Raw genomic sequence first — 15,292 nt, forward strand, 5'->3', positions numbered from 1 at the left:
TTTCCGTGTATCGCGGGTGTATCGAAAATCGCATACTCCACCGCAACGGCCCTCCGGCTCCAATGAGGGCATGAATCACCACGTATCGCTGTCAGCACCGCCGCGACGCACGCGCAGGATCGTGCTCCTCAGCCTGGCGATCCTCGGCGTGGCGAGCGCCGTGTTCGTCGTGCGGCGGCCGCTCATGATGTCCGCTCCGAGGTGCATGGCCGGGCGGTGGCACGGCTGCTTCGACACGTTCAACGGGGTGGTGCTCATGACGTTGGTCGCGCTGCCGTTGGCCGCGCTGGTGGTGTGGGCGCTGGCGCGCCGTCGGCGTGCCGCCGGAGTCGCATCGGCGTGGGCGTGGCGCAAGTCGCTGGCGGAGGTGGGCATGGTGCACGGGACGGTGCCGCTCGTGTGGCTGACGATGATGCCGGGCGCCGGGGCCGGCACCGTCCCCGCCCGGGTGAGCCTGGTACCGCTGCGGGATCTGGTCACGATGGGCCCGCTCGGGATCGTCGGCAACCTGCTGATCTTCGCGGCGCTGGGGTTCTTCGCCCCGATGCGGTTCGCTGCGCTTGCGTCCGTACCGCGGATCCTGGCGCTCGGGGCGGGCTGCTCGGTCCTGGTCGAAACCGCACAGTACGTCCTGCGCCTCGACCGGGTGTCCTCCGTGGACGACGTATTGGTCAACGCCGCCGGCGCCGTGCTGGCCGCGCTGGCGTCGCGCCGCTGGTGGCGCAGTTCTGTGGAAGCGCCGTCGGCCCAGCCTCGCCCCGCGCCGGCACCGGCGGGCTGAGTCGCGTGTCCGGTGTGCACACGTCTTTGCACAGGTCCTTGCAGACGTCCTTGCACACGTCCGTGCATACGTCAGCGATATGTTGTGCTGCTTAGGCTTCCGACATGCGCGTACTGATCGTGGAGGACGAGCCCTACCTGGCCGAAGCCGTCCGTGACGGTCTGCGGCTGGAGGCGATCGCCGCCGACATCGCCGGCGACGGCGACTTGGCCCTGGAGCTGCTCAGCGTCAACTCCTACGACCTCGCGGTCCTCGACCGGGACATCCCCGGCCCCTCCGGCGACGAAATCGCCCGGCGCATCGTCGCCTCCGGGAGCGGCATCCCGATCCTCATGCTCACCGCCGCCGACCGGATCGACGACAAGGCTTCCGGGTTCGAGCTCGGTGCCGACGACTACCTCACCAAGCCGTTCGAGCTGCGGGAGCTCGTGCTGCGGCTGCGGGCGCTCGACCGCAGGCGCGCATACGCCCGGCCCCCGGTCCGCGAGATCGCGGGCCTGCGCCTCGACCCCTTCCGCCGGGAGGTCTTCCGCGACGGACGCTACGTCGCGCTCACCCGCAAACAGTTCGCGGTGCTCGAAGTCCTCGTCGCCGCCGAAGGCGGGGTCGTCAGCACCGAACAGCTGCTGGAGCGGGCCTGGGACGAGAACGCCGACCCCTTCACCAACGCCGTGCGCATCACCGTCTCCGCATTGCGCAAACGGCTCGGCGAACCGTGGATCATCGCCACGGTGCCGGGCGTCGGCTACCGCATCGACACCGGCCCCGACACCACCCGCCCCGGCGGTACGCATGCGTAGACGCCCCGGGCTCAGCGCCCGACTGAAACTCACCCTCAGCTACGCCGGGTTCCTCGCCGTCGCCGGCGCTCTGCTGCTGGCAGTGGTGTGGGAGTTCATCCTGCGCTACGTACCCGACAACTCCCAGGGCCTGCTCGGGATCTCGCCCAACCGCTACCTCCTTGTGCACACCTTCGCCCCCGCCGCGGCCTGGGCGATGGTCTTCCTGCTCGTGTTCGGCCTCGTCGGGGGATGGATCCTCGCCGGCCGGATGCTCGCACCGCTCACCCGGATCACCGCCGCGGCACGGACGGCCGGGAACGGATCGCTGTCCCACCGGATCCGCATGGAAGGCCGCCAGGACGAATTCCGTGAACTCGCCGACGCGTTCGACACCATGCTCGAACAACTCGAGTCGCACGTCGCCGAGCAGCAGAGGTTCGCCGCGAACGCCTCCCACGAACTGCGCACCCCGCTGGCCATCTCGCAGACGCTGCTCGACGTCGCCCGCAGGGACCCCACGCGGGACCAGGACGAACTCTTCGAACGCCTGCAGGCTGTCAATACGCGCGCGATCGACCTCACCGAGGCCCTCCTGCTGCTCAGCCGCAGCGACCGCGGGAACTTCACCCGCGAGAGCGTCGACCTCTCCCTCGTCGCCGAAGAGGCCGCCGAAACCCTGCTCCCCCTCGCCGAACAGCGCGGGATCACGCTCGACGTCACCGGCGCAGCGACACGGACCAGCGGCTCCGCGGAGCTTCTGCTGCGGATGGTGACGAACCTCGTGCAGAACGCCGTCGTCCACAACCTCCCCGTCGGCGGCACCGTGACGGTCCACACCGAGGCGCACGGCGACACGAGCGTGCTGCGGGTCGAGAACGCGGGCCCTCGGCTCCCACCGGAACTGCTACCGACCCTCACCGAACCCTTCCAGCGCGGAACGGAACGCGTACGCACCGACGAGCACGCCGGCGTCGGCCTCGGCCTGGCCATCGTGCACAGCATCGTCCGCACCCACGACGGGAGCCTCGCCCTCGTCCCCCGCCCCACCGGCGGTCTCCTCGTCACGGTCCGGCTTCCCGGCACACCGTAGGCATCGTCCTCGCCCCGGGCCCCGGCGAGGCCGCCACCGCGCCGGCGCTCCGCCCGTCACGCGTCCCCGTACGCCTCTCCCCCGAGTTCGAACCCCGCCGTCCCCGCCGTCGCATCCGCGAGCCACGCCCGGAACGCCTCCACATCGGCGTCCGGCAGACCGATCTCGATCGTGACCGCCTCCCCGTACCGCACGTCCCGTACCTCGCGCCCGGTCGACCTCAGGTCGTTCTGCACCTTGCCCGCGCGCTGGTGGTCGACGGTCACCGTGGCCAGCCGGAAGCGGCGCCGCGTGATGGTGCCGAGCGTGTCCAGCGCCTCGCCGACCGCTCCGCCGTACGCCCGGATCAGCCCACCCGCGCCGAGCTTGACGCCGCCGTAGTAGCGGGTGACGACGGCGACGACGTACCGCATGTCGCGGCGCAGCAGCATCTGGAGCATGGGGACGCCGGCCGTGCCGCCCGGTTCGCCGTCGTCACTCGCCTTCTGGATCGCGGCGTCCGCGCCGATGACGTAGGCCCAGCAGTTGTGGGTGGCGTCCGCGTGCTTCTTGCGGATGGCGGCGAGGAAGTCCTGGGCCTCCTGTTCGGTGGCCGCCGGGGCGAGCGCACAGATGAAGCGTGAGCGGTTGACCTCGGTCTCGTGCACGCCCGCGTGGGCGACTGTGCGGTACTCGTCCTGCATCCGGCCAGCCTATGCGCAGCGCCCGCGGCCACCCGCGCGGGAGGCGCTCACTTCTTCCTGCCCCGGGCCACCATCACGCCCGTCAGCAGTGCCGTGCCGGGTGCGAGGGCCCGCCAGGTGGGGCCGTGCCAGGCCAGTACGGCGATCGCCGATGTCGGGAACTTCGTACGGACCTGGTCCAGCGCGTCGCCCAGGCCGTCCCCGGCAAGTTCGAGGACGAGTTCCTCCAGGCCGGGGTTGTGCCCGACCAGCAGCAGCGTGTCGACCTCGGAGGGCACCTCGTGCGCGATCTCCAGCAGGTCGGGTACGTCCGCCGCGTACAGCCGCGGCTCGTGGCGCACCGGCGGCGGCGTGCCCCACTGGGCGGCGGCCAGTTCCCAGGTTTCACGCGCGCGTACGGCGGTCGAGCACAGGGCGAGGTCCGGCAGACAGTCGGCTTCGGCCAGCATCCGGCCCGCGACCGGGGCGTCCCGGTGGCCGCGCGGGGCGAGTGGGCGCTGGTGGTCGGCGACGCCGTCCGGCCAGGCGGACTTGGCGTGCCGCAGGACGACCAGGCGGCGCAGCGGGCCCGCTCCGATGCGCGCGGTCATGCCGGGGTTCCCAGGTCGCGGGTGAGGTCGAGGCCGAGGAAGCGGTCGGCGTAGGCGTACGTCTCGAAGCGGGCGCCGTCCGGCAGGTCCGGGGCGGTCTCCACCCAGCGCAGGACGCCGAGCACCCCGGGGACGTCGAGGTCGTCCTCCCAGGCGGTACGGAGCTCTGTCCGCACCTCGTCGGGGATGGGCCGCGACGGCTGCTGCGCCCACGCGGCGACGGCACGGCGCCAGCCGACGAGCGTGTCGTGGGCTTCGCCGAGGGCGGTCGCGTCGAGCCGTTCGGGCACGCTCCGGCGCCGGGAGAGCAGCGCGAGGCGCAGGGCGACGGGGTCGGCCTCCTCGGGGGGTGCCTCCGAGTGCACGGGCGCGACGGCCACCCGTACGCCGTCGGGTTCCGCGCCGCCCTCGCGGACGACGTGGAGGACCTGCGCCTCGCCCAGGCCCGATGCGGCGTCCCGGCCTTCCTCGAAGGGCCGGATGCCCAGCGCCGCGGCGCCGGCCCGGAGTTCCGACCTCTGCCGGTCCTCGTCGAGCAGCGCCCAGACCGGCGTACCGCCGAGTTCCAGGGCACGGACGAGGAGATCGGCGACCAGCAGGACGCGTAGGGCGGTGACGTCGAAGCCGTCCGTATGCGCCTCGATGCGGGTCAGGCCCCGGCGGGCGGGCGCGGCGTCGACGGGCTCGCCGGTTCGGGCGTCGATGATGCGCAGCACGGAGCGAGCGTAGGCGGGCGCGCGGCCGTCCGCAGCCATCCGGCCCGCTTTCCGGTCAGCGTGGCGCGCCTCGGGTCTGTCGGGTGTTCGCTGGTCATCCATGGCCGTACGGCCCATTCACGCGCGCGACGCGTATGTCGTACCCGGGCATCGCCACCCCCCTGCCGTGCGCACTGCCCGAACGGTACTGCGCCCCGGCCCGCCCGGACAGGAGTTCGGACATCGGGTGGCACAGCGAGAGCGGGATCCGGCGAGATCGACGTCCACACGTCGACCGCCCTCCGTCTGCTCGGGGCCCTGGGGGCGCGGCCTGGTCGAGCAGAGGATCAAGCGGGGCAAGTACCGGCCGGGCTTCGGGATCGTACGCCCGCCGGACCCCGCTGGCCCTGCGGCAGCGTTCATGCCGCGGTGGCGTTCCTCTCCGCTGCCTCGACGACGTTGGCCAGCAACATCGCTCGGGTCATGGGGCCGACTCCCCCGGGCATGGGCGCGACCCATCCGGCGACCTGCGTCGCGTCCGGGTGCACGTCGCCGACCAGCCCGTGCTCGGTGCGTGTGATGCCGACGTCCAGGACCGCCGCGCCGGGGCGCAGCATGTCCTTGGTGACCAGCCCCGGCGAGCCGGCGGCCGCGATGACGATGTCGGCCTCGCGTACGTGCCAGGCGAGGCCCTTGGTGCCGGTGTGGCACAAGGTCACGGTGGCGTTCTCGGAGCGGCGGGTGAGGAGCAGGCCGATGGGGCGTCCGACCGTGACGCCCCGGCCGATCACGCACACCCGCGCGCCCGCGATGGGCACCTCGTAGCGGCGGAGCAGTTCGACGATGCCGCGCGGCGTGCAGGGCAGCGGGGCCTCGACGCCCAGGGTGAGCCGGCCGAGGTTGACGGGGTGCAGGCCGTCGGCGTCCTTGGCCGGGTCCATGCGTTCCAGTACGGCGCCCGCGTCCAGGTGGCGCGGGAGCGGGAGCTGGACGATGTAGCCGGTGCAGGCCGGGTCGGCGTTGAGCTCGTCGATCGTCTCCTCGACCTGCTGCTGCGAGGCGGCGGCGGGCAGGTCCCGGCGGATGGAGGCGATGCCCACCTGGGCGCAGTCCCGGTGCTTGCCGGCGACGTACGCGTGGCTGCCGGGGTCGTCGCCGACCAGGACCGTCCCGAGACCCGGCGGGCGGCCGTCGGTGGCCGTCAACTTGGCCACGCGCTCCGTCAGTTCCCGGCGGATGTCGGCGGCGGTCGCCTTGCCGTCGAGCAGCTGTGCGTTCACCGGCGGTGTTCCTTCCCTCGGAGTCGACGCGGGGTGTCAGCCACGGAGGCGGGACATGGCGGGGTCGAACAGGGGCTCCTCGGCGACGACCGCCTCGACGCGCTGGTCGAAGTAGCCGATGTGCACGGTGGTGCCGGGGGCGGTGAGTTCGGCGGGGAGCCAGGCGTACGCGATGCCCTTGCCGATCGTGTAGCCGTAGGCGGCACTGGTGACGTAGCCGACCGCGCGGTCGCCGTCGTACACCGGCTCCTTGCCCATGACGACCGACCGCGGGTCGTCGATGGTGAGGCAGGTCAGCCTGCGCCGCACGTCGGACTTGCGGCGCTCCAGCGCCGCCTTGCCGATGAAGTCGCCCTTGTCGAGCTTGACGGCGAACCCGACCCCGGCCTCGTAGGGGTCGTGCTCGTAGGTCATGTCGGTGCCGAAGGAGCGGTAACCCTTCTCCAGGCGGAGGCTGTTGAAGGCGCCGCGGCCCGCGATGACGCCGCCGAGGGGCTCCGCCGCCTGCCAGAGGGTGTCCCACAGCTTCAGGCCCTGGTCGGCGGTGGTGTAGAGCTCCCAGCCGAGTTCGCCGACGTACGACAGGCGCATCGCGGTCACCGGGACGCTGCCGATGTAGGCGCGCTTGGCGCGGAAGTACTTCAGGCCGTCGCCCGAGAAGTCCTCGTCCGTCAGGGGTTGCAGGACCTTGCGGGCCAGCGGGCCCCACAGGCCGATGCAGCAGGTGCCGGGGGTGATGTCGCGGACCTGGACCGTGCCGTCGGCGGGGAGGTGGCGGGTGAACCAGTCGAGGTCGAGGTTGCCGTTGGCGCCGACCTGGAAGAGGTCGCGGGCGAGGCGGGCGACGGTGATGTCGCTGCGGATGCCGCCGTCGTGGTCGAGGAGCAGGGTGTAGGTGACCGAGCCGACGGACTTGGCGACCTTGCCGGTGCACAGGCGCTCCAGCAACTCGGCCGCGCCCGGGCCGCTGACCTCCAGCCGCTTGAGGGCCGTCATGTCGTACATCGCGACGGTCTCGCGGGTGGCCTGGGCCTCGGCGCCGACGATGGGCGACCAGTACTGCGCCGCCCAGTCGCCCGGGGTGGGGATGTTGCGGCCTTCGGCGAGGCGGGCGTTGGCCTCGTACCACTGCGGGCGCTCCCAGCCGTTCGCCTCCAGGAAGAAGGCGCCGTGCTCCTGCTGGCGGGGGTGGAAGGGGCTGGTGCGGATCGGGCGCGGGTCGCCCGAGGGCTGGAGGGGGTGGAGGATGTCGTAGACCTCGACGAAGTTCTGGCAGTCGCGGGCCAGCACGTACTCCGGGGCCAGTTGGTGCGGCTCGAAGCGGTTGACGTCGCACTCGTGCAGGTCGAAGGACGTGCAGTGCCCGTCGACCAGCCATTCGGCCATGGCCCGGCCGACGCCGGCGGAGTGGGTGACCCAGACGGCCTCGGCGACCCAGAAGCCCTTGACGTCCGGGGACTCGCCGAGGAGCGGGAAGTTGTCGGTGGTGAAGGAGAACAGGCCGTTGATGCCCTCCTCCACCTTCGCCTCACCTGTCGCGGGGAGCAGGGACTGCGTCTCGGTCCAGGCGTCCTCGAAGTCCTCCTCGGTGAACTTCAGAACCGACGGCATCTGGTCGGCCTCGTCCACGGAGAGGATGTCGTCGGCGGAGATCGGCATCGGGCGGTGGCCGTAGTAGCCGATGCCGATGCCGTCGAAGCGGTCGCGGTAGTAGAGGTCGGCGTCCTGGTGGCGCAGGATCGGGCGGACCGCCTCCTCGGTCTGGCCGGCGAGGGCCGGGACGGGGCCGGTCCAGGCGAGCTGGTGGGCGAGCGGGGTCAGCGGGAGGTTCATGCCGGCCATGCGGGCGATCTTCGGGCCCCAGATGCCGGCACAGCACACGACGATGTCGGCGGGGATCTCGCCCTGGTCGGTCAGGACGCCGGTCACCGCGCCGTCGGCACGCAGGACGTCCAGGACCTCATGGCGGGCCAGGAAGCGCACGCCGCGCTCGGTGGCCCGGCGGATCTGCGCCTCGACGGCGAGGACGGCCTTGGCGAGGCCGTCGGTCGGGACGAGGAGGCCGCCGAGGACCTTGTCCCGGTTGACCAGCGGGTGCTGCTCGACGCACTCGTCGGCGCTCAGCAGCCGTGACTCGATGCCCCAGGCGGTGATCCAGCCGTGGCGGCGCCGCAGTTCCGTGAGGCGCTCCGGCGTGGTCGCCACTTCCAGCCCGCCGACCTGCAGGAAGCAGGGCTTGCCGTCGACGTCGAGGGAGCAGAACTTCTCGACGGTGTAGCGGGCCAACTCGGTCATGGTCTTGGAGGAGTTCGTCTGGAAGACCAGACCCGGGGCGTGCGAGCTCGACCCCCCGGTGGCCGGGAGCGGGCCCTGGTCGACCACGGTCACTTCGGTCCAGCCGCGCGCGGAGATCTCGTCCGCGAGTGCCGCACCGACGACTCCCGCTCCGATGATGACCACTCGGGGTCCCGCCATCGCCGCACCTCCGGTTGAGTTGCTTTCTGCGCAACATGACTCAGGTTGCGCAACTCAATGTGCCTGCCGTGCAGGTGGGTGTCAAGAGGTCCGGTGACGTCGGAGAACGCTTGGAAACCGGCCTGGGAGAACGGCTCGGGGAACAGCAATGCCCGGTGGGCGGTGCGCGTCCGTACGCACCACCCACCGGGCATCCGTGAAGGGTCTACTTGATCCAGGCGTCCACCTTGTCGCGGTTGGCCTCGACCCACTTCTTGGCCGCCGCCTCGGGGGTCATCTTGTCCACGGCGATGTACTTGGCCACGACGTTCTGGTCGTCGTTGGTCCAGGTGAAGTTCTTCACCAGGTCATAGGCGGGGCTGCCCGACTTGGCGAACTTCGCGCTGACGATCTTGTCCAGCTTGTACACGGGGTAGTCGCAGTTCACCTTCTCGGCGTCGGCGTCGCAGCCCGTCTTGTACTCGGGCAGCTTGACCTTCTTCAGCGGCACCTCGGACATGAACCACTGCGGCTCGTAGAAGTAGCCGATCACCCATTCCTTGTCCTTCTCCGCCTTGCGGAAGGTCTGGATGAGGGCGGTCTCACTGCCCGCGTACACGACCTTGTAGTCCAGCTTCAGGTTCTTCACCAGGGCCTCGTCGTTGGTGACGAACGACGGGTCGCCGTCGAGGAGCTGGCCCTTGCCGCCGGACTCGGACGTCTTGAACTCGGCCGCGTACTTGTCGAGGTTGTTCCAGTCGAGGATGTCCGGGTGCGCCTTGGCCAGCCACGGCGGCACGTACCAACCGATGAGTCCTTCGTTGCCGGTCGGGCCAGCCTCGACGGCGGTCTTCTGGTCAGTGATGTACTTCTTCTTCAGGTCGTCGTGACCCCAGTTCTCGACGACGGCGTCGACCTCGCCCGTCCCGAAGCCCTGCCAGGCGATCTCTTCCTTCAGGTCCTTCTTGGTGACCTTGCAGCCGAGGTCCTGCTCCGCGACGTAGGCGAGGACGGCCGCGTTGGCCTCATACCCCACCCACGGGTTGACCGCGAGGTTGAAGGTGCCGCACTTGCCGGAGCCGCCCGAGCCGCCGGCATCCGAGGAGCTGTCTCCGACCTTCGCACCACCGCAGGCGGAGAGGGTCAGTCCGATAACAGCTACGCCCGCTATGCCGGCCGCGCCGACTCTCCACTGTCTTGCTTGCCTTGCCATGGTCAGTTGCTCCTTACGCGCTGGTACGCCGCGCCGCTGCCTGAGTGATCCGGTCGAACATGACTCCGAGAAGGACGATGGCCAGCCCTGCGGCGAGCCCCTTCCCGAACAGCTGCCCCTGCGAGAAGCCGGCCACGACGTCGTAGCCGAGGGCGCCCGCGCCCACGAGGCCGCCCACCACCACCATCGACAGCACGTAGATCAGGCCCTGGTTGGTCGCGAGAGTCAGGGCGCCGCGTGCCATCGGCAGCTGAACCTTGGTGATGATCTGCCAGGTGTTGCACCCTGTGGAGGTGGCCGCCTCCACGGTCGTCGCGGGCACGTTCCGCACCCCGTCCGCGATGATCTTCATGGCGACGGGGGCCGCGTAGACCACGGCGGCGACGATCGCCGTGAAGCGGGTCGCGCCGAACAGCGCGAGGAACGGCACGAGATAGACGAACGGCGGCATGACCTGTGCCGCGTCCAGGCTGGGCCGCAGCAGCCGGTCCACCAGCGCGCTGCGTCCCATCCACACGCCGAAGACGACGCCGAGCAGCATCACGAGCACCGTGGCGACAAGGGTGGACGCCAGCGTGGTCATGGCGTCCGACCACACGCCGGTGCCGACCAGCAGACCCACGCAGACGGCCGTGGTGATACCGGCGCGCCAGCCGCCGAGGACTACGGCGAGTGCGATCAGTGCCGCGCCGACGAGCCACCACGGGGAGTCCGTGAGCAGCGCCTGGAACGGGTTGAGCAGACTGTTGGTGAGGGCGTCCCGGAAGGCGTTGGTGACGCCCGAGAGGTTGTCCTGCACCCAGGTGGTCACGCTGTCCGCCGTGCTCCTGATGGTGCTGCCGGTGCTCCCCTCGCCGGGGAACTCCGCGGCCCACAGATAGGTGTGGGACAGATAGGCCAGGACCGCCGTGACCGCCGCACCTGCCGCCAGCAGCGGGCGTCGCCAGGTGATGAAGCGGTTCTTCGAAAAGCGGGCGGTCTCCTCGCGTGCGCTCGCCGCGGTGGTGACCCGGTCCAGCACGATGGCCATGACGACGATGGCCAGACCCGCGTTGAAGGCCGTGCCGACGTCCAGCGTCTGGAGCGCCTGGACGACGGTCTTGCCGAGGCCGGGCGCGTCGATCAGGGCGGCGATGGTCACCATGGCCAGGGCGGCCATGATGGTCTGGTTGACGCCCATCACCACGGTCCGCTTGGACATCGGCAGCAGGACCTTCATGAGGGACTGCCGTCGCGTGGCACCCAGCGAGTCGGCCGCCTCCACCGTCGTCTCCGGGACGGAGCGGATGGCGTGCGCGGTGATGCGGATCGTCGGCGGCGCCGCGTAGATCAGCGTGGCGATCGTGGCGGAGGCCGGGCCGATCTGGAAGAACAGCGTCAGCGGTGCCAGGTAGACGAAGGTCGGCATGGTCTGCATGAGGTCCAGGAAGGGCGTCACGAACCGGTTGAACCGGTCGGACAGCCCCGCCCACACACCTAGCGGGATCGCGAACACCAGCGCCACGAAGACTGCGGAGACGGTGAGCGCCAGCGTGTCCATGCTCTCCTGCCACAGACCCTGCAGGCCCAGGAAGGTGAAGCCGGCCACCGCCAGCAGCGCGACCCGCCAGTTGCCGACGGCCCAGGAGACATAGCCCGCGATGCCGACGACACCGAGCCAGCCGATCTGCGGCACGGGCCGGCCGGCGGACGGCTGTGAGATCAGCTCCTGGACGAAGGTCACCAGGGAGTCGATGACCAGGCGGATCTCGTTGAAGAAGTACAGGAACAGCGGGTTGGAGTTGCGGTTCGCGCCGATGGAGTCGTTGACGTCGTTGAACCACCGGTGCAGATCGGTCAGGTCGGCCGCCGCCAGGGCCAGGTTCTGCTTGCCGCGCAGCACCAGGAACAGCACCAGCCAGCCGACCAGGATCGCGGCCACCAGCATGGACCGGCTGACCCTGCGCACACCCTTGGCGGGAGCGGGCTGCTCGACGGCCCCGCTCGTCTGCGGTTTCTCCGGTTTCTCCGTCTTCTCCACGGCGACGGTCATCACGCGCCGCCTTCCTGCCCGGCGACCACAGCGAGGATCTCCTCGTCGCCGACGATGCCGAGCAGCTTGCCGTCCTCGACCACCTTGACCGGCTTGTCGGCCGCGAGCACCGCCCGGGTGGCCTCCTTCACCACGACGTCCGGGCCCAGTTCGGGGCCGTCCAGGGCGTCGCCGTCCGCCGGCGGGCGCATGATCCAGCGCAGGGTGAGCACGTCACCGCGCGGCACGTCCTTGACGAACTCACGGACGTAGTCGTCCGCCGGGGCGCCGACGAGTTCGTCGCCGGTGCCGCACTGGACCATCTTGCCGTCGCGCATGATCAGGATGCGGTCGCCCAGTTTGAGGGCCTCGGAGAGGTCGTGGGTGATGAACACCATCGTCTTGCCGACCTCGTGGTGCAGCCGGATGACCTCGTTCTGCATGTCCCGGCGGATGAGTGGGTCGAGCGCCGAGAACGGCTCGTCGAAGAAGAGCACGTCCGGATCGCCGGCCAGCGCACGGGCGAGGCCGACGCGCTGCTGCATACCGCCGGAGAGCTGGTCGGGGTAGGAGTTCTCGTAGCCCGCGAGGCCGACGAGCTCGACGACCTCCTGGGCCCGCTTGAGGCGCTCGGCCCTGCCCATGCCGCGGATCTCCAACCCGAACGCCACGTTGTCGAGGACGCGGCGGTGGGGCAGCAGACCGAAGTGCTGGAAGACCATGGAGAACTTGCGGCGCCGCAGATCGCGCAGGCGCTTGTCGTCGGCCTGGCGGATGTCCTCGCCCTCGAAGACGACCTCGCCGGCGGTGGGTTCGATCAGCCGGGTCAGACAGCGCACCAGCGTGGACTTGCCGGAGCCGGACAGGCCCATGACGACGAAGACCTCGCCGGGCGAGACGTCGAAGTGGACGTCGCGTACGGCGGCGGTGCATCCGGTACGGTCCATGAGCTCGCGGCGGGTGAGCCCGCACAACTCCTCGGAGTCCGGCACCTGGTCGGCCTTCGGCCCGAACACCTTCCACAGCCTGCGCACGGAGATGACCGGGGTGGGGCCCGAGTCCTGGGGCGTGCCGCGCCGCTGCGGCACCTCGGTCTGTGTGGTCACGTTCGACCTTCTTTCGGCGTTCAGCCGCGGAACCAGTGCTGCGGCCGGGGTTGGATGTTCTGCCAGATGTGCTTGGGCTCTCGGTACTCGTTCAGGCCGGTCGGTCCCAGCTCCCGGCCCACGCCCGAGTGCCCGAAGCCACCCCATTCCGCTTGCGGCACATAGGGGTGGTAGTCGTTGATCCACACCGTGCCGTGGCGCATCCGCCGGGCGACCCGCTGGGCCTTGCCGGCGTCCTGCGTCCAGACGGCTCCGGCGAGTCCGTACTCGGTGTCGTTGGCGATGCGTACGGCGTCGTCCTCGTCGGAGAAGCGCTCCACGGTGAGCACGGGCCCGAAGGACTCCTCGTGCACCACACGCATGTCCTGCCGGCACTCGTCGAGCACGGTGGGCGGGTAGTAGTGGCCGCCTGCCAGCGCGGGGTCGGCGGGCCGTGCGCCGCCGCAGCGCAGTACGGCGCCTTCGGCGAGGCCGGCGGCGACGTACGCCTCGACCTTCTCCAGGTGCTGTGCGGAGATCAGCGCTCCGGTCTCGGCCTCGGGATCGAAGGGGCCGCCTAGGCGGATCTGCCGGGCCCGGCGGACGACCTCGTCGACGAAGCGGTCGTGCAGGGTGTCCTCGACGATCAGCCGGGCCCCGGCCGAGCAGACCTGCCCCGAGTGCAGGAAGACGGCCGTGAGGGCGAAGTCCACGGCCGTCTCGAAGTCGGCGTCGGCGAAGACGACGTTGGGGTTCTTGCCGCCGAGCTCCAGCGCGACCTTCTTCACGGTCGCGGCGGCGGTGGCCATGATCCGCTTGCCCGTCTCAAGGCCTCCGGTGAAGGAGACCATGTCCACGGCCGGGTCCTCGGCGAGCGGTGCGCCCACCTCGGGCCCCGCGCCCAGGACGAGGTTGGCGGCGCCGGCCGGGAGCCCTGCCTCCTCCAGCGCCTTCATCAGCAGGATCGAGGTGGAGGGGGTGAGCTCGCTGGGCTTGAGGACGATCGTGTTGCCGGCGAGGAGCGCCGGGGCGACCTTCCAACTGGCTTGCAGCAGCGGGTAGTTCCAGGGGGTGATGAGCCCGCACACACCGACCGGCTCGTAGCCGACCCGGCTCACGGCGTCGTCGCGGCCGGTGTCGATCACACGGCCGGCGTCGCTGCCCGCGAGGCCGCCGTAGTAGCGCAAGCAGGAGACGACATCGGCGATGTCGTACTCGCTCTCCACCAGCCGCTTGCCGGTGTCCAGTGACTCGGCGCGGGCGAACGCCTTGGCGTCGCGCTCGATGATGTCGGCGGTGCGCAGCAGCAGCGCGCCGCGCTCCCGCTCGGGGGTGTCCGGCCAGTGCCCCGCGTCGAAGGCACGGCGGGCCGCGGCGATCGCGGCCTCGGTGTCGGGGCGTGTCGCTTCCGAGACGGTCGCCGCGAGCGTGCCGTCGGCGGGACATCGGATGTCCCGGTGCCCGCCTGCCACCGGGTGCCGCCATTCGCCATCCACATACAGGTCTGCCACGCGCCGAGCCTTTCAACCGAAATTCGTTGCGCATCGTGCACCCGATTGCTTGTGGTGGAACACCCTGGCGAATAACGCAGACCCGCGTCAAGGGGTTGGCCGGTGACGATTTGACCATGCGATCACTTGCCCGGCCACCCTTGACCGCAGGCGGCGCCGAGCCGACCATGTTGCGTATCGCTCACCATGTTGTGCAATGCGCACCGACGGAGGCCGACGTGTCCCCTAAGTTCCCTCGACCGCACCCTGGCCGTGAGTACGTCCTCACCCTCTCCTGTCCGGACAGCACGGGACTGGTGCACGCCGTGAGCGGCTATCTCGTCAGGAACTCCGGCAACATCCTGGAAAGCCAGCAGTTCGACGACCGACTTCAGGACCGCTTCTTCATGCGGGTCCACTTCGACGTTTCGGATCCGAATGTCGAGCTGGAAAAACTGCGTGACCGATTCGGTCCCGTGGCCCAGGCCTACGGCATCACCTGGACCCTCAGCGAAGCGGCCACGCCGACCCGGACACTGATCATGGTGTCCAGGTTCGGCCACTGCCTGAACGACCTGCTCTTCCGCCGGCGCACCGGCGCCCTCAACATCGAGATCCCCGCGATCGTCTCCAACCACCGGGACTTCGAAGGGCTCGCGGAGACCTACGGCATCCCCTTCCACCACATCCCGGTGACCCGGGACACCAAGCCCGAGGCCGAGGCACGGCTGCTGGAGCTGGTGCGTGAGCTGGACGTCGACCTGGTGGTGCTGGCCCGCTACATGCAGGTCCTCTCCGACGACCTGTGCAAGGAGCTGGAGGGCCGCGCCATCAACATCCATCACTCCTTCCTCCCCAGCTTCAAGGGAGCGCGCCCCTACGAGCAGGCCTACCGGCGCGGGGTGAAGCTCGTCGGCGCGACGGCGCACTATGTGACGCCCGACCTGGACGAGGGGCAGATCATCGAGCAGGACGTGGTCCGGGTGGACCACTCACTCGACCCCGGCGACCTGGTCACGGTCGGGCGGGATGTGGAGGCGCAGGTGCTCGCGCACGCGGTGAAGTGGCACAGCGAGAGCCGCGTGATGGTCGACGGCAACCGCACGGTGGTCTTCCGCTGAGCCGCACCACAAAGGGG

Annotated in this window: 13 protein-coding genes; 4 read left to right on the forward strand and 9 right to left on the reverse strand. The window is 70.4% G+C overall.

The annotated features are described in order from the left end of the window. The first annotated feature begins 70 nt into the window (after positions 1-70). From AB5J49_RS06865 to AB5J49_RS06875, 3 genes are all read left to right on the forward strand, one after another. On the forward strand, positions 71-781 hold the full coding sequence (locus tag AB5J49_RS06865) for a VanZ family protein (protein ID WP_369167544.1): 711 nt from the start codon (positions 71-73) through the stop codon (positions 779-781). Positions 782-885: 104 nt separating this feature from the next. Next, on the forward strand, positions 886-1,581 hold the full coding sequence (locus AB5J49_RS06870; protein WP_369167545.1) for a response regulator transcription factor: 696 nt from the start codon (positions 886-888) through the stop codon (positions 1,579-1,581). Beyond that, complete coding sequence (locus AB5J49_RS06875) at positions 1,574-2,653, forward strand: sensor histidine kinase (protein ID WP_369167546.1); 1,080 nt, start codon at positions 1,574-1,576, stop codon at positions 2,651-2,653. The genes AB5J49_RS06870 and AB5J49_RS06875 overlap by 8 nt, the downstream gene beginning before the upstream one ends. Positions 2,654-2,709: 56 nt before the next feature. On the opposite strand, the gene AB5J49_RS06880 is transcribed toward AB5J49_RS06875, so the two are convergent. The 9 genes from AB5J49_RS06880 to AB5J49_RS06920 form a co-directional block, all read right to left on the reverse strand. Next, the gene (locus AB5J49_RS06880; RefSeq protein ID WP_369167547.1) at positions 2,710-3,336 is read right to left on the reverse strand and encodes a YigZ family protein; all 627 of its coding nucleotides are present in this window, start codon (positions 3,334-3,336) and stop codon (positions 2,710-2,712) included. A 47-nt stretch (positions 3,337-3,383) separates the two neighbouring features. Then, positions 3,384-3,926 carry a histidine phosphatase family protein gene (locus AB5J49_RS06885; RefSeq protein ID WP_369167548.1) on the reverse strand — a complete coding sequence of 181 codons (543 nt, stop codon included), beginning with the start codon at positions 3,924-3,926 and terminating at the stop codon, positions 3,384-3,386. Next, the gene (locus AB5J49_RS06890; RefSeq protein ID WP_369167549.1) at positions 3,923-4,681 is read right to left on the reverse strand and encodes a hypothetical protein; all 759 of its coding nucleotides are present in this window, start codon (positions 4,679-4,681) and stop codon (positions 3,923-3,925) included. The genes AB5J49_RS06885 and AB5J49_RS06890 overlap by 4 nt, the downstream gene beginning before the upstream one ends. 359 nt (positions 4,682-5,040) lie before the next feature. Next, positions 5,041-5,901 (reverse strand): bifunctional methylenetetrahydrofolate dehydrogenase/methenyltetrahydrofolate cyclohydrolase, encoded by an 861-nt coding sequence (locus AB5J49_RS06895; protein WP_369167550.1) that lies wholly within the window; start codon positions 5,899-5,901, stop codon positions 5,041-5,043. A 36-nt stretch (positions 5,902-5,937) separates the two neighbouring features. After that, entirely contained in the window at positions 5,938-8,376 is a 2,439-nt protein-coding gene (locus tag AB5J49_RS06900) for an FAD-dependent oxidoreductase (RefSeq protein WP_369167552.1), read from the reverse strand. Positions 8,377-8,581: 205 nt separating this feature from the next. Next, a complete protein-coding gene (locus tag AB5J49_RS06905) occupies positions 8,582-9,568 on the reverse strand; it encodes an ABC transporter substrate-binding protein (RefSeq protein ID WP_369167553.1) in 987 nt (328 codons plus the stop codon). Positions 9,569-9,581: 13 nt separating this feature from the next. Further along, positions 9,582-11,600 carry an ABC transporter permease gene (locus AB5J49_RS06910; RefSeq protein WP_369167554.1) on the reverse strand — a complete coding sequence of 673 codons (2,019 nt, stop codon included), beginning with the start codon at positions 11,598-11,600 and terminating at the stop codon, positions 9,582-9,584. Continuing rightward, positions 11,600-12,685: a glycine betaine/L-proline ABC transporter ATP-binding protein gene (locus AB5J49_RS06915; protein ID WP_369167555.1), complete on the reverse strand. Its 1,086-nt coding sequence runs from the start codon at positions 12,683-12,685 to the stop codon at positions 11,600-11,602. Before AB5J49_RS06915 ends, AB5J49_RS06910 begins: the two co-directional genes overlap by 1 nt. A 20-nt stretch (positions 12,686-12,705) precedes the next feature. Continuing rightward, positions 12,706-14,175, reverse strand: coding sequence for an aldehyde dehydrogenase family protein (locus tag AB5J49_RS06920; RefSeq protein WP_369167556.1), 1,470 nt, complete (start codon positions 14,173-14,175; stop codon positions 12,706-12,708). Positions 14,176-14,393: 218 nt separating this feature from the next. On the opposite strand from AB5J49_RS06920, the gene purU reads away from it, so the two are divergent. Then, positions 14,394-15,275, forward strand: coding sequence for a formyltetrahydrofolate deformylase (gene purU, locus AB5J49_RS06925; protein ID WP_369167557.1), 882 nt, complete (start codon positions 14,394-14,396; stop codon positions 15,273-15,275). Positions 15,276-15,292: the final 17 nt, after the last annotated feature.

Origin of the sequence: Streptomyces sp. R28 (assembly GCF_041052385.1) — a bacterium.
Classification (GTDB): domain Bacteria; phylum Actinomycetota; class Actinomycetes; order Streptomycetales; family Streptomycetaceae; genus Streptomyces.

What these genes read in the sequence shown, in the direction of transcription:
- AB5J49_RS06885 (WP_369167548.1), bottom strand. Translation starts at nt 3,926, where the DNA reads ATGACCGCGCGCATCGGAGCGGGCCCGCTGCGCCGCCTGGTCGTCCTG.
- AB5J49_RS06875 (WP_369167546.1), top strand. Translation starts at nt 1,574, where the DNA reads ATGCGTAGACGCCCCGGGCTCAGCGCCCGACTGAAACTCACCCTCAGC.
- AB5J49_RS06870 (WP_369167545.1), top strand. Translation starts at nt 886, where the DNA reads ATGCGCGTACTGATCGTGGAGGACGAGCCCTACCTGGCCGAAGCCGTC.
- AB5J49_RS06900 (WP_369167552.1), bottom strand. Translation starts at nt 8,376, where the DNA reads ATGGCGGGACCCCGAGTGGTCATCATCGGAGCGGGAGTCGTCGGTGCG.
- AB5J49_RS06905 (WP_369167553.1), bottom strand. Translation starts at nt 9,568, where the DNA reads ATGGCAAGGCAAGCAAGACAGTGGAGAGTCGGCGCGGCCGGCATAGCG.
- AB5J49_RS06910 (WP_369167554.1), bottom strand. Translation starts at nt 11,600, where the DNA reads ATGACCGTCGCCGTGGAGAAGACGGAGAAACCGGAGAAACCGCAGACG.
- AB5J49_RS06880 (WP_369167547.1), bottom strand. Translation starts at nt 3,336, where the DNA reads ATGCAGGACGAGTACCGCACAGTCGCCCACGCGGGCGTGCACGAGACC.
- AB5J49_RS06890 (WP_369167549.1), bottom strand. Translation starts at nt 4,681, where the DNA reads ATGGCTGCGGACGGCCGCGCGCCCGCCTACGCTCGCTCCGTGCTGCGC.
- AB5J49_RS06865 (WP_369167544.1), top strand. Translation starts at nt 71, where the DNA reads ATGAATCACCACGTATCGCTGTCAGCACCGCCGCGACGCACGCGCAGG.